The organism is Lysinibacillus fusiformis, assembly GCF_016925635.1.
Classification (GTDB): domain Bacteria; phylum Bacillota; class Bacilli; order Bacillales_A; family Planococcaceae; genus Lysinibacillus; species Lysinibacillus fusiformis_F.
Genome location: NZ_CP070490.1, coordinates 1,181,793 through 1,204,497 on the forward strand (window position 1 = coordinate 1,181,793; position 22,705 = coordinate 1,204,497).

The window sequence follows — 22,705 nt, forward strand, 5'->3', positions numbered from 1 at the left end:
CGTTTATTCGACCCACTAGAACAGCGTTATCTGTATTATTTAAATAAGTCTGGATACATTTCTTTCGCTAGGGCTTCCATTCCATCAATTGTGTTATAGCCATAGCCGAACATGTAATTGTAGTCTACAATATACATTTGTTTATTTTTAATAGCCTTCATGCTTGAAAGTTTAGGGTTCGCATAAATTTCTTCACGTACTTTTGTCAAATCAGAACCGTCCCAGTTAGGAAGAATTAATACATCTGGATCTGCAGCAATCAATGTTTCAACACTTACATCGCCTGTTTCATCTTTGAAAATATTATCTAATTTAACCATTTTGAATGCATCATTAAAGAATGATTCATCGTGTGCTGGATAAACAAAAAGCTCTTTTGGATCATTCGTGTGCAGATATGCAAATGTTTTTTCTTCTTTAATACTTTCTAATTTTGAAGAAATATCTTGTTGTCGGCCTTTTAATTCTTTAATAAAGCTGTCTGCTTTGTCTTGAACATTAAAAATTTCTCCGATATTTTCGATATCTTTGTAAATAGAATCATATGTGCCACCTGTTACAGATGATTCTAAAACATATGTTTTTACACCCATTTCATTAAGAGAGTCTACTGTTCCTACTCCCCATTCAGCATTATCAAATAAGCCACCACGACCAAATACTAAATCAGGATCAGTCCCTAATGTAACCTCTTTCCCAACATATTCATCACTTAAAATATTTAGCTTAGCATATTCTTCTTCTACAGATTTATCAACTGCACCAAAGTTTGCCCCAACACCAACGATTTTATCGCCTAATCCTAGATGTAATAATAATTCAGCTGCTGGACGTGTATTTGCCATAATTCTTTCAGGTGCTTTATCAAATACTTGATCTTTCTTTTCCCATGTTGACCCACCCTCAGCTTTTGAAAAGTTCTCAACTGTCAGTGGATAATGCTCTTTCGTTTGTGTTGTTGCCTCAGATGTATCTTTTGATGTGTTACCGCAAGCTGTTAATGTTAATAAAGCAGCTAAACCAATTCCTAATAATAATTTTTTCTTCATGGTTTTCCTCCTACAGTCCATATGCAAATCCTAATCCATTCGTCACTGGATTAGTAAATGTTTGACATTTAATATGATATAAAGCTTCTATTGTTTCTGGTGTTAAAACTTCTTGCGGTGTGCCATGTGCATAGATTTCACCATCTTTTACCGCATAAAGATAATCACAGTAATGTGCAGCCATTTCTAGATCATGAAGTGCCGCTAAAACACCGATGTTTAAACTTCTTACACAGGATAGTATTTCAATTTGATAGCGAATATCTAAATGATTTGTTGGTTCATCCAAAATCATAAATTTAGGCTGTTGAGCAATCGTTCTAGCTAAAATAACCCTTTGCTTTTCGCCACCAGATAATGAAAGAAAACTACGTCCTCTATAAGATTGTAAGTTCGTTCTTGTCAATGCCTCTTCTACGATGTCAAAATCCTTTTGGTTATCTGACTCTAGCATTTTTTTATGAGGTGTTCTGCCTAACATCACCATTTGTTGTACCGTTAAATCAAAGTGCATTTCATTGAATTGTCCAACTACACCTAAGTGCTGAGAAATCTTTTTTTCAGGACTTTTTAAAACATCTAAATCATCTAAGAAGACCATCCCTTTTTGTGGCACGAGGCTTTTATAAATACTTTTCAACAAAGTTGACTTTCCGCATCCGTTTGGTCCGATTAAGCCCACAAATTGTTGCTTATTCACATGAATGGATATGTTTTTTACGATTTCCTTTTTGCCGATTTTTACTTCTATTTCCTTTGCTACTAATTCCATTGTTCTACCCTCCGAAGTTGTAACCTTTTTTTACAATCATATAGATAAATAATGGTGACCCAATGACAGAAGTAATAATTCCAATCGGTAATTCTACATTTTGGATTAATGTTCGAGACAGAATATCTGCCCAAATCATGAAAAGTCCTCCTAAGAGCAATGTTCCTAACATTAATCGTTTATGGTCTGCACCGAAAATTCCTCTCGTGATATGTGGAATTATTAAACCAACAAAACCGATCATACCTGCATAAGCGACCATCGTTCCTGTAATTAGCGAGGTAAGAATCATATACAATTTACGATAAGCACTTAAATTGATCCCTAATGTGATAGCTGATTCATCCCCAAGTAGCATTGTATTTAGCACACGATGTTGGAAAAGGAATAATGCAGCTCCCAGCACAATTACGACTGTTAAAATCGGTGTTTTGTCCCAGCTAGCTGAGGCTAAACTTCCCATAGACCAAAATGTAACAGTTTTAATGCCCTCAGCATTATTGGCAAAGAAGATGATAAGGCTTGAAAACGAACTACATAATGCACCGATAACAACCCCTGATAAAACAAGTTTTACTGAAGTTGCTTTGCCGCCAATGCTGGATAGGATAAGCACTGCCATCGAGGTAAGCATTGCCCCAGCAAATGCACCAAAGGCTACCCCAAATTGTGCTAATAATGCACTGCTCCCAAAACCAACTAGGATAGCAAACGTTGCACCCAATGACGCACCTGAAGAAATACCAAGTATGTATGGATCAGCAAGCGGGTTTTGTACAACTGCCTGCATGACAGCTCCACACAATGCAAGTCCGACACCAATCAATAAGGCAAAAACCACACGCGGCATTCTGACCTGTAAAATAATATTCAAGTAAGATTCACTTTCCACACTATCAAGCGTGCCAAGCTTCCCATTGGATATAGTATGTAGCAAAATATCCATCGATTGCTTGAAAGGAATGCTGACTTGTCCTATTGATACAGAAAAAACGGCAGATATTAAAATGGAGGCTATTAAAAGCAAGATAATAACATAATAAATATTGCCCATTCCTATTCTGTTAGCTTCCTGTTTATCCAAGATTTCACCTCTATCTATTAAACTATTAGTTAATGATAACGATTATCATTTTCATTTTGTATTGTAAGTGATAATCCATTGAAAAACAACAGGAAAATTTTTAATTATAGATTATTCATACATTTAATAGATGAATAATCCAGTAATGGCGCTTTAGTTGACTAAAATTATTTTTCCCTTGGAAATAAAAACAGCTAGTTATAAATTCCAATTATTATATAGAAGAGAAAATTTAGGAATTTCTAAAAATAGGAGATGTAAAATGAAAAAACGCATTTTTATTAGACAAAGGTGGAGCAACCATAAGGACAACAATCTGTGATGAGATTGCTTACGGAAATGAAATGAAACAATTTGAGGAGCCAGCGTCACAGATGAGACCTTTCGTGAGTAAAGCGGCTCACCGGACACCTCCTAGAAAGGACGCTGGTGGAACGGAAATCAACCCCCCTGCCTTGCCAAAAGGTCTTTTTCTGCTCGTGACATGATTTTTTTCAACAACAAAACCACTTCCCATAAAATGATGGAAAGTGGTCATGTTTACTTAAAAGATTGTGCTTTTAGTTTAAGCTAAATCTTACATCATTCCTGGCATACCGCCCATGCCACCCATATCTGGCATAGCTGGTGCTGCTTCAGGGATATCTGCTACAACCGCTTCTGTTGTTAAGAATAGCGCTGCAACTGATGCTGCGTTTTGTAGAGCTGAGCGAGTTACTTTTGCTGGGTCTACTACGCCTGCTTCCATCATGTTTACCCATTCGCCAGTTGCCGCATTGAAACCAATGCCAATTTCTTCACGTTTTAGGCGATCTACGATAATTGAGCCTTCAAGACCAGCGTTATTAGCAATTTGACGAACTGGTTCTTCTAAAGCACGTAGAACAATTTTCACACCTGTAGCTACGTCGCCTTCTACTGAATCAGCTGCTTTCTCCACTGCTGCATAGACGTTTAGAAGAGCCGTACCACCACCTGATACAATACCTTCTTCAACAGCCGCACGAGTTGAGTTTAAAGCATCCTCAATACGAAGTTTACGCTCTTTAAGCTCTGTTTCTGTTGCAGCACCAACTTTGATAACTGCTACACCACCTGCTAATTTTGCAAGGCGTTCTTGTAATTTTTCTTTATCGAATTCTGAAGTAGTTTCAGCAAGTTGTGCACGGATTTGACCAATGCGTGATTCGATTGCGTCTGCTCCGCCTACACCTTCAACGATTGTTGTGTTGTCTTTTGTTACAACAACTTTTGCGGCACGACCAAGTGCAGAAATATCAGCTGATTTTAGGTCTAAGCCTAATTCTTCTGTAATCACTTGTCCACCTGTCAGGATAGCAATATCTTCAAGCATTGCTTTACGACGATCACCGAAGCCTGGTGCTTTTACTGCTACCGCATTGAAAGTACCACGAAGCTTGTTCACAACAAGTGTTGCAAGTGCTTCACCTTCTACATCTTCAGCAATCATTAGAAGTGGACGACCTTGTTGTACCACTTGTTCTAATAATGGTAATACTTCTTGAATGTTTGTAATTTTTTTATCAGTAATTAAAATGTATGGATTATCAAGAACCGCTTCCATTTTATCTGTGTCAGTTACCATGTAATGAGAAGCATAGCCGCGATCAAACTGCATACCTTCTACCACATCTAGCTCTGTTGTGAAGCCTTTTGATTCTTCGATTGTAATAACACCATCGTTACCAACACGTTCCATTGCTTCAGCGATCAGTTGTCCAACTTCATCATCAGCAGCAGAAATAGCAGCAACTTGTGCAATTTCTTCTTTATTGCTTACTGGGCGAGAAATAGCGTGTAATTCCGTAAGTGCTGCAGCAACTGCTTTATCAATACCTTTGCGGATACCTACAGGATTTGCGCCAGCTGTAACGTTTTTCAAGCCTTCACGAATAATTGCTTGTGCTAAAACTGTTGCTGTAGTTGTACCGTCACCAGCGATTTCGTTAGTCTTAGAAGCCACTTCCGCTACTAATTTTGCTCCCATGTTTTCGTATGGGTTTTCTAGTTCGATTTCTTTTGCAATTGTCACACCATCATTTGTAATAAGTGGTGAACCGAATTTTTTTTCTAAAACAACATTACGTCCTTTTGGTCCTAATGTTACTTTTACTGTATTTGCTAATTTATCTACACCTTGTAACATTAATGAACGAGCGTCTTCTGAGAATTTAATATCTTTTGCCATGAGAATTTACCCTCCTGAAATGGAATATTCGTTAAGCTTCTTCAATATATTTATATCAATTTCATCTTATTGTCACATTTGTTAAGCAAACAATAAGCATCCACCTTACATAAGGTGCGTTTAATGTTCTTATTCAATAATTGCAAGAATATCGCTTTCGCGTAAAATTAGGTATTCATTACCTTCAAATTTAACTTCTGTGCCAGCGTATTTAGAGAAAATAATGCGGTCGTCAACTTTAACGTCAAGCTCTACACGTTGCCCGTTCTCTAATACACGACCTGTCCCAACTGCTACTACTTTACCTTCTTGTGGTTTTTCTTTTGCAGAGTCAGGTAGTACAATACCGAATGCAGATTTTTCTTCTACCTCGATTAGTTCAATTACAATACGATCTCCTAGTGGTCTTAACAAGTGAAACAACCTCCTAATAATTAAATAATTGTTGATATTTATTAGCACTCTATATCAATGAGTGCTAACACAATTATTATGATAATCAATCACTCTTTTTTTTGCAAGTCAGAACTTCGAAAAATTTTGTTTTCTTTCCATATTCCTCTACAATAGAAAGGAAGCATATGAATGGAAAGGATTTTGACTGTGACTAATTCTCAAAAAGTAACGAAACATAAAAAAACAGCCCTGTATGTTTTGCTGATTTATATCTTGATGCAAATCTCGAGCAGATGGTTGCTCTTACCGTTCCATAAGCTCATGATGAAGATAACTGGTTTAGCTTCTGAACAAGCTGCTCCCATTACTCAAGGTTGGTATATTGCCTTAAGCTTTGCTATAGCGCTCATTTTAAGCCTAATCCTCACATCTCGAGATAAAGCCTTTTGGAACATTTATCAAGGAAAAAAAGAAACAATACCACTTACAATTGTGTGGGGAATCATCGGCTTCTTCCTAGTGTTCTTTGGACAAATGATTGGTGCGGCTATTGAGATGGCTGTTTTCGGTATTGAAGGAGGCTCACAAAATACTGCTGATATAGTCGCGATAGCTAAAGGCGCTCCCATTGCCATATTAGCAATTGTTGTATTCGGGCCAATTTTAGAAGAATTCGTCTTCCGCAGAGTGATATTTGGCTCGCTTGTCCAAACAACAAATTTCTGGGTGGCAGCTATTGTTAGCGCCATATTCTTTGCGATTATCCACTTCGACTTCTCACATATCTTGCTTTATACCATTTGTGGTTTAATTTTCGCCTTTTTATATCACAAAACAAAGCGTATTTGGACGTCTATTATTGCACACGTCATGCTTAATGGTTTTGTGACACTTGTACAATTCTATGCGGAACCATTGCAAAAGTTTCTTCAAGAACTAGAAAAAATGCAATAAATTTTTGTAAAGCTATTGTAAGTTGCAAAAATAACACAAAAGCTCGGTGTCCCATTTAGGGGCACCGAGCTTTATCTATTACTGTTGATTCAATTCTTCTATTTGTCGTCGTTGCTGCTCAAGCGCCTCTTCAATTTGACGCTTTTGCTCCGCTTCTTGTTCTTCTTTTAATCGAATTTCTTCTGATTTAAGATATTTCTTATAGCCAATTCGTGAAATCATGATACTAATTTCATACAAAATAAACAGTGGCACTGAAACCATTAAATGCGAAGCCAACTCAGGCGGTGCAATAATCGCTGCACATACAAATAAACCAAAGTACGAATATTTACGAATTCGAATGAGTAAATCCGGACTTAATATGCCAATTCGTGAAAAGAATAAAACAACAATTGGCAATTGGAAAAGGAAACCAAAAGGTATTGTAAGCTTAAACAAGAATGTAAAATACTGATGTATACCAATGGTTTGCTGTATCTCCAAATCATTCGATAAATTCATCATGAATTTAATGACATACGGGAATAGTAAAAAGTACGAAAAAGATAACCCTGCAAGAAACAATAAAAATGAATACGGAATATAGCTTAGAGTAGCTTTACGCTCTACTTCCCTTAATCCAGGGCTAATAAACGACCATAATTGATACATCAACACTGGTGATGAAAGAATAAATGCAATTATAAAAACAACTTGTATATAAATTGCAAGTGGTGTGACTACGTCAAATGCATGGAGCTCTATATTATATTCGGCTCCAGTCATTTGAAGGTATTTAACAAGCGGCTTTGCGACAAAAAATGCGCCGGCCATAGCTAGAACAAAGAAAACGGCAACAATGAACAGCCGTTTTCTTAATTCTTCTATATGCTCAATAACAGTTAGATCTTTTGGGTTCATTCCTCAAACATCCTAACTTACTTATCTAGTTCTTTCTTTTTCTTATCATCATCATCTTCGTCGGCTAAACCTTTAGTAGCATTTTTGAATTCACGTAGTGTTGAACCAAATGCCTTACCTAGCTCTGGTAACTTTTTAGGACCAAAAATTAGTAACGCGACAACTCCGATAATAATGAGGCTCATAGGACCAATACCACCCATTACAGCCACCTCCTCTTTATATCCATCATTTTAACGCATATTTCGCCATTTTGCTAACTAATTATATGTGAAAGTTTTTCGTCACTCTCACTGATTTGACCGCATTTTATTTAAATTATCTATTTGACAGAAACGGTGAATTACACTGGAAAATATGTATTGTTTTCACTCTTCCTGATTACGTATTAAATAAATAAGCGCTTGCAACTCTACCGATAAATCAATGGTTAGGAGCTGCATTCTATCAGGTACCGTTAAACGCTCTGGCGTAAAGTTTAAAATTCCCTTTGCATTCATGGCAGCTAAGCGGTCCGCCATTTTTTGAGCGGAGCGTGGTGAAACGGTTAAAATAGCAAGCTCTGCACCGTATTCTGCATATTTTTCTTCCAATAAATCTGGATGAAAAACTGGGATGTTGCTAATCATTTTGCCATCCTTCGGTGCTTTGGAATCGAATGCTACCACAATATGTGTATTATGGTTTTTTTGAAAATTATATTTTAATAATGCACTGCCTAAATTCCCCACACCAATTAACGCTACTTTTGTCGTTTCATGTTGATCGAGCGTCTGGCTAAAAAATTGTAATAGATGCTGCACATCGTAGCCATATCCTTTTTTTCCAAGTGCACCAAAATAAGAAAAATCACGGCGAATAGTTGCAGAATCTATTTTCATCGCTTCACTCAGTTCCTTCGACGAAATACGTTCCATACCTTCTTGTGCAAAGTTTTGAATAAATCGATAGTAAAGAGGAAGTCTTTTTGTAGTGGCTTGTGGAATTTTTAATTCTTGTTTCAAACTTTTTCCTCCTTATGATGTACCTCCATCAATTTTACTGTCTATAACTACTAATTTTAATACATTCATCCTTAACAATATACAACATTTTTGCAATCCCCTGCTGTATTTCTCTTTAGTTAATGGCGCCTTTTACGCAGCTAACTAAAAAGAAATCGTTTCAATCTTACATGACTGCTAGGAATAAGTAAAGCACGGACATTGCATGCAAATCGTTCATCCATTACACTAAGGTAGAATTGAGGTGTCAAGAATGATTGTTTTACAGGTCAATCAACTAACTAAATCCTTTCTTGCAGATGAAATTTTAAGTGGTGTTAAATTAGAAGTTCAACACCGTGACCGCGTTGCCTTAGTAGGACGAAACGGTGCAGGTAAATCTACTTTATTAAAAATAATTGCTGGTCAAATGTCCTATGATTCAGGTGATATCATTATCCCAAAGGATATTCAAATAGGCTATTTAGAGCAACATGCAGGATTAAACTCTACGCTAACAATTTGGAATGAAATGATGACTATTTTCGAATCTCTTCTAGCCCAAGAACAGCTGCTACGCTCACTTGAACAACAAATGGCTGATCCTACTGTTTATGAAAATCCTACTATGTATGCGAAAGTTATGTCGGAATACGATCAATTACAGCATACGTTTAAAGATGCAGGTGGCTATCAATATGAATCAGACATACGGTCAGTCCTTCATGGTATGCAATTTTATTCCGAAGACTATGACAAACCCATCAGTTCCTTATCTGGTGGCCAGCGCACACGTTTAGCACTTGCTAAGCTCTTACTTAGTAAACCAGACCTTTTAATTCTCGATGAGCCTACTAACCATTTAGATATCGAAACACTTTCTTGGTTGGAATCCTATTTAAAGAGCTATGAAGGCGCTATTTTAATTGTTTCCCATGACCGCTACTTCTTAGATCAAGTTGTTTCTATTGTCTACGAAGTATCCCGTCATCGTGTCACAAAATATCCAGGTAATTATAGTGCTTATTTAGATGAAAAAGCTAAAAATTATGAGCGTGATGTCAAGCTCTATGAGCGTCAGCAAGATGAAAAGGCCAAGCTAGAGGATTTTATCCAAAAAAATATTGCACGTGCCTCTACAACAAAAATGGCACAAAGTCGACGCAAAATGCTTGAACGAACAGAGTGGATGGAATCGCCAGATGGTGATGAGAAATCCGCTAGTTTTGGTTTCACGATTGAACGCCAAAGTGGAAATGATGTTTTATCCGTCGATGATTTAACAATTGGTTATAATGATCGTACCATTTCTAGTGGGATTAACCTTCGCTCTTTTCGCGAGGATCGTATAGCCCTTGTTGGACCAAACGGAGTTGGTAAATCGACATTATTAAAAACGATTGTGAAAGATTTAGCGCCTCTTGTAGGTGGTATTCGTTATGGGACGAATGTACAAATCGGCTATTATGATCAAGAGCAAGCAAAGCTATCAAGCAATAAGAGTGTCTTGAAAGAGTTATGGGATGAATGGCCACTTATGAACGAAAAAGATATTCGCACCGTATTGGGACGTTTTCTTTTTAGTGGTGAAGATGTGGATAAAGCAGTATCCTCTTTATCGGGCGGTGAGAAAGCACGCCTTGCACTTGCAAAATTAATGATGCAAAAGGCTAATTTTTTAATTCTCGATGAGCCTACTAACCATTTAGATTTAGATAGCAAAGAGGTTTTAGAAAATGCTTTGATTGATTATCCTGGTACGCTTCTATTTGTTTCACATGACCGCTACTTCATTAATCGTATCGCCACGAAAGTGGTGGAGTTATCTGGAACCGGGTCATTTGAATATTTAGGTGACTATGATTATTATGTAGAGAAAAAGCAGGAACTATTGGAGCTAGCACAAATGAATGCTACCTCCCAAACACAAGTACAGCAAGAGCAACCTGATAAAGCGTCTACATCTAAAATTGATAAAGAAGCGAAAAAACGTGAACGTCAAATTAGACGTATGATCGAAGATTTAGAAAGCAAGATGCAAGAAACGACAGCTATTGTTGCAAGCTTAGAGGAAGCTCTGTGCGACTCTGCCATTTTCACAGACCATGAAAAAATTTCAAATCTTCAAGACGAATTAGCAACTGCTAAAGAACAGCATGAGCTATTAGAATTAGAATGGCTTGAGTTAAATGAAGAACTTGAAAGTATTAATATGTAATTGATGTAAGCCATGTGACCCGTCACATGGCTTTTTCTTTACTTGTCTTCATTTTTCATATATATTGGTCAAGTGCTATTTTTCGACAAAAAATGCCCACAGTTTTATTCACACTATAAATCTAGTAATACCAACATATCAACAGAGTTTTCCACACTGTCCACAATTAAAAATTATTTTATCCACATTGTATCGTATAAAACACGCTACTACATATTGAATAATCACAAGTTATGCACAAGTTATCAACATTTTGTGCATAAGTACGCGTGTTCGCTATTTAGTTCGCTCCTTTACCTGTGGATAATTTTCTGAAAAATTTGTCAATTGTGTTGTTTGATACTTACATTCTCTTACCACAGTTCTTATTTATCAACAATTATTCGACAATTAAAAAGAGATATCTAAAAATATAGATACCTCTTTCCTAAACTATATCCAGGATTTTAACTCCATTCCTGGGCGTCCATTCATCATTAAGTTTCCTCGAATGCCAGCCTCAAACATCGGCATTGCTGCTGCGCCAATCATTGCCGCATTATCAGTACACAATTTAAGGGGTGGGACAAAAAACGGGATACCTTCCTCTGCAAATACGGTCTCCAAAGAAGTTCGCAAACCTTTATTCGCTGCTACACCACCAGCTGCAATAACCTGTTTCACCTGATACTCGCGAGCTGCACGCAATGTTTTAGCTGTCAGCACTTCGACAACACTTTCCTGAAAGCCCTTGGCAACAGCCGCTGGTGAAATAGCTTCACCTCGTTGATCCATATTATGTTTATAATTGATGACGGCTGATTTTAAACCACTAAAGCTAAAATCATATGAATCCTCTTCCAACCATACTCTCGGAAAAGGTACAGCCTCACCTTCCTCATGAGCAAGCCGATCAATGTGTGGTCCACCAGGATAAGGTAAGTTTAAAACACGCGCCACTTTGTCATAAGCTTCACCAGCTGCATCATCTCGTGTTTCACCAATGACCTCAAAAGAGCCATGTTCCTTCATATACACAAGCTCTGTATGACCACCTGATACTACAAGTGCTAATAGGGGGAACTCCATTGGCTGAACAAGCGCATTGGCATAAATATGTCCTGCAATATGATGTACGCCAACAATTGGTAAGTTGTTCGCAAATGCAAAAGCCTTCGCCGCATTAATGCCAATCAACAATGCTCCCACAAGACCTGGACCCTCTGTAACAGCTACAGCATCTAAATCTGCTGGCTTTAAGTTTGCTTGATCTAATGCTTCTTCAATCACCATCGTAATTTGTTCTACATGATGACGTGATGCAATTTCAGGGACAACGCCACCAAAACGCTTATGACTCTCTATTTGAGAAGCAACAACATTCGACACAATTTCATGACCATTTCGAATAATCGCTGCAGCTGTTTCATCACAGCTCGATTCTATTGCTAATATCATTCCATTATTCATTATAAATTCACCCACATGACAAGGGCATCCTCCCCGTTATCAGTATAATAGCCTTTCCGTATGCCACCATCTTGGAATTGAAGCTTGCGATAAAGATTTTGTGCAACGGTGTTCGTTACACGTACCTCCAATGTCATAACCTCCATTCCATGTAAACGAGCTATTTGCATCGCCTCACGCATTAATCCCTCGCCGATACCTCGACCACGTGCTGCCTCCATAACAGCTACATTCGTAATTTGGGCTGCATCTATTACCATCCACATCCCACAAAAACCAATAATACTGCCATTTACATCCACAGCCAACACATAATGAGCATACTGATTTTCATGCACTTCATAGTAAAAGGAATCCAGCGTCCAGGGTATAGGAAATGAAGCTACTTCAATTTCATAAACTGCTGGTACATCATCAGAAACCATTTTACGATAAGTTACATTCCTACTCATGTTCCTTCTCCTTCTGTTCTTTCAGCCAATTAGCCTCAGCCTCTGCAATTCGTTTATATTGTGGGACAAAGTGATGAGTAGCTTCAACAATCGGTAACTCCACTTTAGTCGCTACACGAATAACTTCCGTTGCACGTGGCAAGTCAAAACTAAACGGTGCACGTACTGCGTTATCACCAAGCACCTCCACAATGTTATCCCAAAATATATCAACATCTGTTCCTATAAATAAAATAGGTGCATCTAGTGCCTTTAAACGCTCTAATAAATCAGCGATATGTGCATGATGATCCTCCACAAGAGTCTCTAATGTCACTCCTTGATAAACAGCCGTATAGACATTGCCTCTTCTTGCATCAAAAATTGGACAGATTAATCCATTATAAAGGGCGGCATTTGCAGCTAATGCCTTTAAACTAGCGACACCAACTAAAGGTATCTGTAATGTCCATGCTAGGGTTTTCGCTAATGTTACACCTATACGGACACCTGTATACGAACCCGGCCCTTCAGACACTGCAATCGCATCCAAGTCACTTGCCTGTAAGCCTACTCTTGCTAGTATCTCTTCAATAGCTGGCATCGCTCCTGCAGAATGCGTTAATTTTATATTTTGTACCATCTCGGCTACCACTTTTCCATCCCTCACAATGGCAATGGAAAGTGGCGTATTCGCTGTTTCTATTCCTAACCAAATCATTTCATTAGCTCCTCACATAGTGCCTCATAGCGTTCCCCACTAGGTATTAACACAAAGCGTCGTTCATTGTCTCCGATTCGGTAAATCTCTATTGCTAATCGATGCTGTGGCAAATCCTGTTCAATTAAATGTGCCCACTCTACTACTGATACCGCATCTCCATAAAATAATTCATCCCAACCTAGGTCCTCGTCACTTTCAGCCAGACGATAAACATCTAAATGATTGAAGGGTAATCGTCCTTCATACTGTTTAACAATCGTAAATGTTGGACTGTTGACTGTTCTTTTCACACCAAGGCCCTTTGCTAAGGCCTTCGTAAATGTTGTTTTGCCTGCACCCAAATCCCCTTCTAATGTAATCGTATCTTGAGCTTCTAGTAAATTGGCAAGTGCCATGGCAAAACGTTCTGTATCATCAACTGAATTCATGATTATTTCATACATTCTCATTTTTCCTCTCATCACTACATTATCTCTAGTTTACCTAAACTAGCGATAATGTTCAAAGCATCCAATATCATTTATGTCTTACTTAGTTTGTAGTCGTTCAGAAGCCCAATTCTATGACATAGCTAGCTAATTAGAATGAAAACAAAAACACGCCTTCTTTTACGAAGACGTGTCAACTATTTATCTGTTGGAATGACCTTTTACTGCTATGATTTCTTTGCCAATCAGTTTATCATCCTTAAACTTCACTATATAGGCCTGTGTCATTAAGATCTCATCATTCCAACGATATTCATTATTTTTAATCTTTTTTCCTGCGCCTCCTGCTGCTTCGACTACCTCAATATATGACATATCATTTTTTAATTTCTCGAATTCTACTTCGTTCATATTTTTTTGCCAGTGATACGCATTTGATTCTTCAATCTCTATAATAGGATCTCCACAGCCTACCATCATTATCATGGAACCAATAAGCAAAGGTAAATAAAGACTTTTAAAAGAATAATCTTTGCTCATATTAACACCTCCGTAGCCAATCCGATTACTTCTACATTTTTACCCATAATCTTTCTATTAGAAACACATCTAATTTTACCTTATAGAAACGCTATCATTTATCGGTAATTTTTACTATTTTTAGATAATGTTAAATAGATGAAATTTGGTAGGTTCATGGCAATATTATCGATTATTTCACAAGGATTTAGCTGTTTTCTAGATACGGTTGATATGTTTTTAGGGAAATAGATGTTATTTGTGAAAAAATAAAGGGAGGTTGGTCTTAGAGACGATACAGAATGTTATACTTTTAGCCCCTTTGTTTCTACTAGGAGATGTTGATCCTTTAGGAGTTAGTCACTTGTCATGTAATTTCTACTCAATTTTGCTAATAAGCTTCTACATGATGAATTGGATAAATATCCGATCAAACAAAAAAGCCCCTATGATGTAAAATCATAAGGACTGTAATATCAATTTAAATGGCGGTCCCGACCGGGATCGAACCGGCGATCTCCTGCGTGACAGGCAGGCATGTTAACCGCTACACCACGGGACCTCTTTAAGACATTTATAAATATAACATAGAAAAATCTACAATGCAATACTTTTTTTATAGAATTCGACCTATTCTACAATAATATTTTATTTTTTCGTTTATATGCTATTATTACTTACAAAAATAGATGAGGAGGAAATATATGTCTACTATTTATAAAACTCGTAGAGCGATATTTAAATCAAAGCTTGAGGTGGATATTGCTTTTATAACATCGCCTGCCAATATTTTTTATTACACTGGCTTTTTATCGAATCCACATGAACGCTTTATGGCTCTTGTTTTCAATACGAAAACAAATGAAGAAATATTATATGTTCCCGCTTTAGATTTAGCAGCAGCTGAACAAGTTGCTCATCTTCAACGCATCGTACCAATAACTGATGAGCAAATACCATTTGAAGTTGTCAAAAATACAATCGGAAATCTTGGACAGACTGCTGGTGTGGAAGCTAAGACACTCACACTGGCACGCTATTTAGAGCTAATAGGTGCATTAAATGTCCAAGTGACAGATATTCAACAGCTAGTTAATACACAACGCTTACATAAAACGCGCGATGAAATCAATCAGCTGAAAGTAGCCATTCATATTATTGAGCAGGTTATGTCGGAGGGCATTAAAAAAATTCATATTGGTATGACAGAATTAGAGCTTGTTGCTGAGCTAGAATATTTAATGCGCAAATTTGGAGCAGATGGTCAGTCCTTCGCCTCGATTATTTTGTCTGGTGAAAATGCTGCCCTACCACATGGCCATCCTAGTATGCGAAAAATCGAGAACGGGGACTTTGTGCTAATTGACATGGGCGTCGTTAAAGATGGCTATTGCTCTGACATCACAAGAACATTTATCGTTGGTGAAGCGACAGATAAACAACGAGAAATTTATGACACTGTACTCGCTTCCACACTTGCCGGTATCAAGGCAGCAAAAGCAAATATTCCATTAAAACAAGTTGACTTAACCGCAAGAGCAGTTATTGAAAACAAAGGCTATGGTGACTATTTTAACAACCGTGTCGGTCACGGACTTGGCATTGAAGTCCATGAAGAACCTTCTGTCCATGCAGCAAACAATGATTTAATCACAATAGGGATGGTCTTTACAATTGAACCTGGTATTTATATACCGAATTATGGTGGCGTTCGTATTGAGGACAATGTTTATATAAATGAACTTGGTGAAGCTGAAGTGCTTACTACCTTTCCACGAGAATTACAAATTTTATAATAGGCTTAACACAAATGGAGTAAATTCGATTTTTCGAGTTTGCTCCTTTTTTTTTGGCACTAATCTTGCAAATAAAATAATAGATTCAACACACTAAATTTAGTAGGAGGTCCTTTCCATGATTCGCTACATTTTCACCCGAATCGGCTATATGATGATCACGTTATTTATAATCATCTTGCTTTCATTTTTTCTTATGAAAGCTCTACCTGGTTCTCCATTCAACGATGAACGGTTACCCGAAACACAAAAAGAATTACTGTACAAAAAATACGGCCTAGATAAGCCAGTACCTGTACAGTTTGGGATTTACCTGTCGAATCTTATTCAAGGGGATTTAGGTGTTTCTTTTGTTTTTGATAATCGTCCGGTTACTAAAATTATTCAAGAACGCATTGGCGCCTCGGCTATCCTCGGATTCCAAGCCGTATTTGTCGGAACTATTATCGGCTTACTGTTAGGTATCGTTGCAGCATTAAAACATAACACCATAATCGATTACGGTGCAACCGTCTTAGCCGTACTCGGTATATCTATTCCATCATTTGTATTTGCGGGTTTTTTACAATATTGGGTTGGTGTTAAACTCGGCTGGCTCCCGATTGCTTTTTGGAACGGTTTTGAATACTCGATTTTACCAACCATCGCTTTAGCAGTTGGCGTTGTAGCAACCATTGCCCGCTTTACACGCATTGAAATGTTAGAGGTACTTAACCAAGAATATATTTTAACCGCTCAATCAAAAGGATTATCGAATGCTTATATTATTACAAAGCATGGCATTCGCAATGCGCTTATTCCAATCATTACAATTATCGGACCTTTAACTGTGAATACGATTACTGGTTCACTTGTTATTGAGAAAATTTTTAGTATCCCTGGTTTAGGGGAACAATTTGTTAATTCAATTATTACAAATGATTATCAACTGATTATGGGCACAACGATTTTTTACGCCGTTTTATTTGTCAGTGTCATTTTAATTATTGATATTCTATACGGGTTCATTGATCCTCGTATTCGTGTAGCGGGAGGCGAATAATTTATGACAGCAAAAATCACTGAAGAAACAAAGCATTATCCTGCCGATTTGTTTGAACTTGCCTCTCAAGCAGATATCGTCTCTGATATTGTACTTCGACCTGAGCAATCATTTTGGCAAGATGCTTGGCGTGGTTTACGTAAAAATAAAGCAGCCATTGTTGGCTTATGTATTATTATTTTCGTTATTTTATTAGCTATTTTCGGACCATTTATGAATAGTCACGGCTATGACGAACAAAACATTGCGCGCACCAATTTACCGCCAAAAGTTCCCGTTCTCGAACATCTGCCATTCTTAGGTTTGAACGGCGTCGACGGGCGTGGTGTGGATCAATACGAAAAAAAAGGTATTACCGAATATTTTTGGTTCGGTACAGATGAATTAGGACGAGATTTATGGACACGTATTTGGCAAGGCACTCGTATTTCACTTTATATTGCCTTTCTCGCAGCTACGATTGATTTAATTATCGGCGTTGCTTACGGTGCTATTTCAGCCTTTTATGGCGGCCGCACTGACAATGTAATGCAACGTATTATTGAAGTGTTAGTTGGTATTCCAGGATTAATTGTCAATATTCTTCTTATTCTTATTTTGAAGCCCGGCATCCTTTCCATTACACTCGCAATGGTTATCGTTGGCTGGATTAGTATGGCCCGTATCGTTCGTGCACAAATATTAAAGCTAAAATCATATGAATATGTACTTGCCTCCAGAACACTTGGAGCTAGTAACCAACGATTAATTTGGAAGCATTTGATTCCTAACACTCTTGGATCGATTATTGTCGCTACTACTTTTACTATACCTGGCGCCATTTTCACAGAAGCCCTACTAAGTTTTATCGGATTAGGTCTACAACCACCTACTGCTTCCTTAGGAACAATTGTCAATGACTCATATAAACTATTGCGCATTTACCCACATGGCATGATTGTTTCTTCTATAATTATTAGCTTAATTATGATTAGCTTCAATTTACTTGGAGATGGACTGCGCGATGCATTCGATCCAAAAGTACGTAAATAAGGAGGTGTTCACGATGAAAACAATTTTAGAAGTCAAAAATCTTAGTGTTTCCTTCAACACTTATAGTGGCGAAGTACAAGCTGTACGCAATGTTTCGTTTGACTTATATGAAGGTGAAACATTAGCAATCGTTGGCGAATCAGGCTCTGGAAAATCGGTTACTTCAAAAAGCCTATTACGCTTAAATCCTAGTGAAACAACAATGATTAAAAATGGCCAAATCTTTTATCAACATAAAAATATTTTAGATTACAGTGAACAGCAAATGCGTAGGCTTCGCGGGGCTGAAATCTCAATGGTTTTCCAAGATCCTATGACAGCGTTAAACCCTACGATGACGATTGGCAGTCAAATTGCAGAAAGCATTAAAAAACATACGTCTTTACGTGGCAAGCACATAACAGAGCGTGTCATTGAATTATTACAGCTTGTTGGTATTAAAGAAGCAGATAAACGCTATAAGCAATACCCACATCAATTTTCAGGTGGCATGCGTCAAAGAATTGTCATTGCAATGGCACTCGCGTGCGAACCGCGCATTATTATTGCAGATGAACCGACTACGGCATTGGATGTTTCAATCCAAGCCCAAATATTAGAATTGCTTAAAAACATCCAAAAAAAGATGAATCTATCGATTATTTTCATTACCCATGATTTAGGGGTTGTCGCAAAAATGGCTGATCGTGTTGCCGTAATGTATGCAGGTAAAATTGTTGAAATTGGCTTAGTAGATGAGATTTTTTACCACTGTCAACATCCTTATACACAGGGACTACTCGCTGCGATGCCAAATCCAGATATCGATTCAGAATCGTTATATGCCATTCCGGGGATACCGCCTAACCTCTTACAACCACCTGTAGGAGATGCCTTTGCGGCTCGCAATAAACAAGCACTCAAAATCGATTTTCTAGAGGAACCACCTATGTTTAAGGTTAGCGATACTCATTATGCAGCAACTTGGCTACTGCATAAGCAAGCACCTACTATGATACCGATTCATCAACAGCTAGCGCAGGAACAGCACAAGGAACGTGCAGAAACACCAGTATTCGATACTAACAATCCGTATTTATCCTTAAAGAAAGTAAAGCAATATTTTAAATTAGGAAAAAATACGATTAACAAAGCGATTGATGGTATTACTTTTGATATTTATAAAGGGGAAATTTTTGGTTTAGTTGGTGAATCAGGCTGTGGCAAATCCACTACAGGCCGCTCTATAATCGGACTCAATACAATAACAGATGGCACCATCCAAATTGATGGGCAATCTATTCATGATGTGAAGACAAAACAAGAGAAGCTTGCCTTCAATCGCAAAGTCCAAATGATTTTCCAAGACCCCTATTCTTCACTTAATCCACGTATGAAAATAGCAGACATCATCGCTGAAGGTCTTGCTATTCATGGCGTACCGAAAAGTGAATGGAAATCAAATATTTATGAGCTTTTAAATATTGTAGGCTTAACAAAGGAATATGCGAATCGTTATCCACATGAACTAAGTGGTGGACAACGTCAGCGCATTGGTATTGCTCGTGCACTGGCTGTAGAGCCGGAATTAATTATTGCCGATGAACCAATTTCTGCATTGGACGTGTCCATTCAAGCGCAAATCGTTAATTTACTGAAAAAGCTACAGAAGGAACGAGGATTAACGTATTTATTTATTGCACACGATTTATCGATGGTGAAATATATAAGTAATCGTATCGGGGTCATGCATCGGGGTAAAATTGTTGAGTTAGCGGAAAGTCAGGAACTTTATGACCACCCTATCCATCCTTATACAAAATCTTTGTTATCAGCTATTCCTCTGCCTGACCCTAAATTAGAGCGTGAACGACAAAGGATTATTTTTAATGAAATGAAATACAACGCCAATGATCGAGCAAATGAAAAGTTTATAGAAGTCCGTCCAGGTCATTTTGTCATGCTTACGGAGGATGAACTAATGCAATATCACCAAACAAACGCTAAAGGTATTTTGCTATGAGGTTAATTAAAGTAATGATAATAACAGTTTGTATTTTTTTATGTTCCTTGTTTTATACATTATTATCAAAACAAGCTGTCTCACTACTAACAATGATTAACTACACGTTTCTTCTTTCTCTTGCTTGTACAATCATTGGTGGCTCGTTATTTGTTGTGCAAGGTGGGTTTTTCAACGGCATTGGTTATAGCTTTAAACGTTTTTTTGCTCGTGTTTCAAAAAATGGAGCGTACGCCTTTGAATTAGATGATAATCTGGAATTTATCCAAGCGCCTACATATTCCTTTACGTATCCTCTTCTAGTAGCAGGAACGCTCGGTTGTCTTATCACTACTCTTTTATCTGTTATGTTGTATTGACTCATCACTAACATCAGTATGCCTTACCACTACCTATTCATAGAGGGGCATGCCATGGCCTATTGATTTCCGTTACGGGTTGCTCGTTTGCGGTCATGGCTTAAGCCTCCTCTGCTATGCTACCTTCGGTGTCCTAAGTCTCACGCTTTCCCTTAGTAGTCGAGCAACCCTTCACTACAAGCATCCGCCGTAGCGAATATCATCGTGAGAAATGAAGCTTTAGCTATTCTTTTCTTTTCCATTAACTAAAAATTCAGAAGATACCACTAGTTGATGGTAGCGGAGGCGGGAACAGCACACAATGTAAGACGCAACAAGCCCACGCGCTAGCGAGGGGTTGCGGCTTACGGTGTGCCCGCGGAAAGCACCGCCGCAGCGGACATCAACGTGATAGAAAAAAAGAGGCTGGGACAAAAAGAAAAAATGTTAGACCAAGATATAATTGGTCTAACATTTTTTTGATTTAGGAAGGCATATTTAACTTCTTAAAGTGAAAAAGCTATTATCAATTTTTATTGTTTTTCAATATAATCGAATTCTGTCCCAGCCTCTTTCCCTTATCCCTAATGCCATGTTTTATTACTTTTCGATTTCAACCCATTTATAGCTAATATCCGCTGAGAATGGATGTTCATATAAATTTTTCACATATGGCTTCTTCAAACGACTTACACCTTTTTGGAATGTTGGAGCAAATGCAACATCTTCCATCATCCGTTTTTCAGCTTGTTGCATTAATTGCCAGCGCTCCGCAATATCAGCAGTCGTTTTTGCTTGCTTAATTAACGCATCCACTTCTGTATTTTTATAGTGGGATTGATTATAGTAGGCTGTTGATTCAAATAAATCAATATATGTCATCGGATCTTGATAGTCTGGACCCCAGCCACCATAGTCTAAATCGTAATCAACAGCGCCTTCTAATGCTAGTTTTTGTTTATTCGGCTGCATATTAATCGTTAGCTCTAAGCCAGCAAGATTCGTTTCTAATTGATTTTTAATAAATTCAGCAGCCTTTTTTGATTCTGCTCGGTCATATGTTAAAAAATCGAGATTTACTTTATCAACTCCAAGTTCTTGTAAACCAGTAGCCCATGCCTTTTTCGCCGCTTCAATATCCGTCTTATTCATATCGCCATTCGCTTCGCGGAAATCAGCGCCATTCTCATCCGTTGATAAACCTTGAGGAACTAAATAGTAAGCCGGAATAGAACCATCCTGTAAAATGACATCCGCAAAACCTTGTTTATCCCAAGCCATATCAATCGCTTTACGAATGTTCTTATTCGCTAAAAACTTATTTTCATGATTCATACGAATAAAATACGTATTTGGTTTTAAAAATGTTGAATATTCGGGGCTATCTTTGTATTGCGCTACATACTCACTTGATAACTCAGTCGTATCAATTTCCCCTGCCTCATATAAATTGACTGCTGTAGCTGTATCTTTTACAATTTTTTGCGTTATTTTCGTTAACTTAACAGCCTCTTTGTCCCAATAGTTTTCATTCTTCACAAAAGTCCATCCTTGTCCATGTTGCCAAGACTCCATAATAAATGGACCATTATAAATCATATTTGCTGCTTCTAACGCGTATTGATCACCTTGTGCCTCTGTAAATTCTTCATTTAACGGGAAGAATGGCGCGTAAGTTGTTAAGCTTAAAAAATATGGAATTGGTGCGTTCAATTGCACCTCAAGCGTAAAATCATTTAGCGCTTTTATACCAATTTCATCTACTTTACCAAACAGCGGATCTCCTTCGGTTTGCACATTTGTAGCATTTTTAATATCGAGCATTAAATAAGAATAAATTGCTTGTGTTTCAGGATTAATGGCTCTTTTCCAAGCGTAGACAAAGTCATGCGCCGTAACCGGAGTGCCATTGCTCCAAACTGCATCTTCACGTAATTTGAACGTATACACCGTCCCATCTTCTGAGACTTCATATGACGCTGCCATACCTGGCACTGGCGTGTTTTCTGGTCCAATGCGATATAATCCCTCAAATACTGAATTCATCGCCGTAACAGCTAGTGCATCTACACTTCCTAAAGAACTCATCGTCGTTAAATCACCGCCCGCAACTAAATTAAGTTCCTGTGCAATAGCAGACTGTCCCCCATCAGTAGCTTCATTGTCCGTACTTTTTCCCCCAGTTGAGCTACCGGCTGAATTGTCTTCTTTACCATAGCAGCCAACTAATACAACGAGCATAAGACCTAACAATACAACGAGCCATATCGTCTTTTTAGCCATACTCAAAACCCCTTTGATTTTATTGCACGATAGATACCGTACTGACTAATTTATATGCAATTATCATGCCGATACTTTTTTAGGCTTATAAAA

Annotated in this window: 21 protein-coding genes and 1 tRNA gene; 7 read left to right on the forward strand and 15 right to left on the reverse strand. The window is 37.8% G+C overall.

Features of this window, described 5'->3' with window-relative positions; translation table 11 throughout:
• Window positions 1-35: 35 nt before the first annotated feature.
• The 5 genes from JTI58_RS05870 to groES form a co-directional block, all read right to left on the reverse strand.
• The gene (locus JTI58_RS05870) at window positions 36-1,049 is read right to left on the reverse strand and encodes an ABC transporter substrate-binding protein (protein ID WP_205445848.1); all 1,014 of its coding nucleotides are present in this window, start codon (window positions 1,047-1,049) and stop codon (window positions 36-38) included.
• 10 nt (window positions 1,050-1,059) lie between these two features.
• A complete protein-coding gene (locus JTI58_RS05875) occupies window positions 1,060-1,821 on the reverse strand; it encodes an ABC transporter ATP-binding protein (RefSeq protein WP_036075994.1) in 762 nt (253 codons plus the stop codon).
• 4 nt (window positions 1,822-1,825) lie between these two features.
• Window positions 1,826-2,905 carry a FecCD family ABC transporter permease gene (locus JTI58_RS05880; protein ID WP_205445850.1) on the reverse strand — a complete coding sequence of 360 codons (1,080 nt, stop codon included), beginning with the start codon at window positions 2,903-2,905 and terminating at the stop codon, window positions 1,826-1,828.
• Window positions 2,906-3,482: 577 nt separating this feature from the next.
• Entirely contained in the window at window positions 3,483-5,114 is a 1,632-nt protein-coding gene (groL, locus tag JTI58_RS05885) for a chaperonin GroEL (protein ID WP_205445851.1), read from the reverse strand.
• A 129-nt stretch (window positions 5,115-5,243) separates the two neighbouring features.
• The gene (gene groES / locus JTI58_RS05890) at window positions 5,244-5,528 is read right to left on the reverse strand and encodes a co-chaperone GroES (protein ID WP_004224358.1); all 285 of its coding nucleotides are present in this window, start codon (window positions 5,526-5,528) and stop codon (window positions 5,244-5,246) included.
• Window positions 5,529-5,699: 171 nt separating this feature from the next.
• Here groES and JTI58_RS05895 point away from each other — a divergent pair, with 171 nt between their 5' ends.
• Window positions 5,700-6,464 (forward strand): CPBP family intramembrane glutamic endopeptidase, encoded by a 765-nt coding sequence (locus JTI58_RS05895; protein ID WP_205445853.1) that lies wholly within the window; start codon window positions 5,700-5,702, stop codon window positions 6,462-6,464.
• Window positions 6,465-6,542: 78 nt separating this feature from the next.
• On the opposite strand, the gene tatC is transcribed toward JTI58_RS05895, so the two are convergent.
• The 3 genes from tatC to JTI58_RS05910 form a co-directional block, all read right to left on the reverse strand.
• On the reverse strand, window positions 6,543-7,367 hold the full coding sequence (gene tatC, locus JTI58_RS05900; protein WP_205445855.1) for a twin-arginine translocase subunit TatC: 825 nt from the start codon (window positions 7,365-7,367) through the stop codon (window positions 6,543-6,545).
• Between the two features lie 17 nt (window positions 7,368-7,384).
• Entirely contained in the window at window positions 7,385-7,570 is a 186-nt protein-coding gene (locus JTI58_RS05905) for a twin-arginine translocase TatA/TatE family subunit (protein WP_008176991.1), read from the reverse strand.
• Between the two features lie 165 nt (window positions 7,571-7,735).
• Complete coding sequence (locus JTI58_RS05910) at window positions 7,736-8,371, reverse strand: redox-sensing transcriptional repressor Rex (protein WP_004224350.1); 636 nt, start codon at window positions 8,369-8,371, stop codon at window positions 7,736-7,738.
• Window positions 8,372-8,624: 253 nt separating this feature from the next.
• Here JTI58_RS05910 and JTI58_RS05915 point away from each other — a divergent pair, with 253 nt between their 5' ends.
• Entirely contained in the window at window positions 8,625-10,568 is a 1,944-nt protein-coding gene (locus JTI58_RS05915; protein ID WP_205445856.1) for an ABC transporter ATP-binding protein, read from the forward strand.
• Between the two features lie 432 nt (window positions 10,569-11,000).
• Here JTI58_RS05915 and tsaD read toward each other — a convergent pair whose 3' ends face one another.
• From tsaD to JTI58_RS05945, 6 genes are all read right to left on the reverse strand, one after another.
• A complete protein-coding gene (gene tsaD / locus JTI58_RS05920; protein ID WP_205445858.1) occupies window positions 11,001-12,017 on the reverse strand; it encodes a tRNA (adenosine(37)-N6)-threonylcarbamoyltransferase complex transferase subunit TsaD in 1,017 nt (338 codons plus the stop codon).
• Complete coding sequence (gene rimI / locus JTI58_RS05925; protein WP_205445860.1) at window positions 12,017-12,469, reverse strand: ribosomal protein S18-alanine N-acetyltransferase; 453 nt, start codon at window positions 12,467-12,469, stop codon at window positions 12,017-12,019. The genes tsaD and rimI overlap by 1 nt, the downstream gene beginning before the upstream one ends.
• On the reverse strand, window positions 12,462-13,169 hold the full coding sequence (gene tsaB, locus JTI58_RS05930; protein ID WP_205445862.1) for a tRNA (adenosine(37)-N6)-threonylcarbamoyltransferase complex dimerization subunit type 1 TsaB: 708 nt from the start codon (window positions 13,167-13,169) through the stop codon (window positions 12,462-12,464). Before tsaB ends, rimI begins: the two co-directional genes overlap by 8 nt.
• Window positions 13,166-13,615 (reverse strand): tRNA (adenosine(37)-N6)-threonylcarbamoyltransferase complex ATPase subunit type 1 TsaE, encoded by a 450-nt coding sequence (tsaE, locus tag JTI58_RS05935; protein ID WP_205445864.1) that lies wholly within the window; start codon window positions 13,613-13,615, stop codon window positions 13,166-13,168. The genes tsaB and tsaE overlap by 4 nt, the downstream gene beginning before the upstream one ends.
• Before the next feature lie 186 nt (window positions 13,616-13,801).
• On the reverse strand, window positions 13,802-14,140 hold the full coding sequence (locus JTI58_RS05940) for a hypothetical protein (RefSeq protein WP_205445865.1): 339 nt from the start codon (window positions 14,138-14,140) through the stop codon (window positions 13,802-13,804).
• Window positions 14,141-14,605: 465 nt separating this feature from the next.
• Window positions 14,606-14,681: transfer RNA gene (locus JTI58_RS05945), tRNA-Asp, on the reverse strand.
• 142 nt (window positions 14,682-14,823) lie between these two features.
• On the opposite strand from JTI58_RS05945, the gene JTI58_RS05950 reads away from it, so the two are divergent.
• From JTI58_RS05950 to JTI58_RS05970, 5 genes are all read left to right on the forward strand, one after another.
• Complete coding sequence (locus JTI58_RS05950; RefSeq protein WP_205445867.1) at window positions 14,824-15,915, forward strand: M24 family metallopeptidase; 1,092 nt, start codon at window positions 14,824-14,826, stop codon at window positions 15,913-15,915.
• 118 nt (window positions 15,916-16,033) lie between these two features.
• Entirely contained in the window at window positions 16,034-16,957 is a 924-nt protein-coding gene (gene opp3b, locus JTI58_RS05955) for an oligopeptide ABC transporter permease (protein ID WP_205445869.1), read from the forward strand.
• Window positions 16,958-16,960: 3 nt separating this feature from the next.
• Window positions 16,961-17,989 carry an oligopeptide ABC transporter permease gene (opp3C, locus tag JTI58_RS05960; protein ID WP_205445871.1) on the forward strand — a complete coding sequence of 343 codons (1,029 nt, stop codon included), beginning with the start codon at window positions 16,961-16,963 and terminating at the stop codon, window positions 17,987-17,989.
• 13 nt (window positions 17,990-18,002) lie between these two features.
• Entirely contained in the window at window positions 18,003-19,991 is a 1,989-nt protein-coding gene (locus JTI58_RS05965) for an ABC transporter ATP-binding protein (RefSeq protein ID WP_205445872.1), read from the forward strand.
• A 14-nt stretch (window positions 19,992-20,005) separates the two neighbouring features.
• On the forward strand, window positions 20,006-20,350 hold the full coding sequence (locus JTI58_RS05970; protein ID WP_243456328.1) for a DUF3899 domain-containing protein: 345 nt from the start codon (window positions 20,006-20,008) through the stop codon (window positions 20,348-20,350).
• Between the two features lie 579 nt (window positions 20,351-20,929).
• On the opposite strand, the gene JTI58_RS05975 is transcribed toward JTI58_RS05970, so the two are convergent.
• Entirely contained in the window at window positions 20,930-22,612 is a 1,683-nt protein-coding gene (locus tag JTI58_RS05975) for a peptide ABC transporter substrate-binding protein (RefSeq protein WP_205445874.1), read from the reverse strand.
• Window positions 22,613-22,705 lie beyond the last annotated feature (93 nt).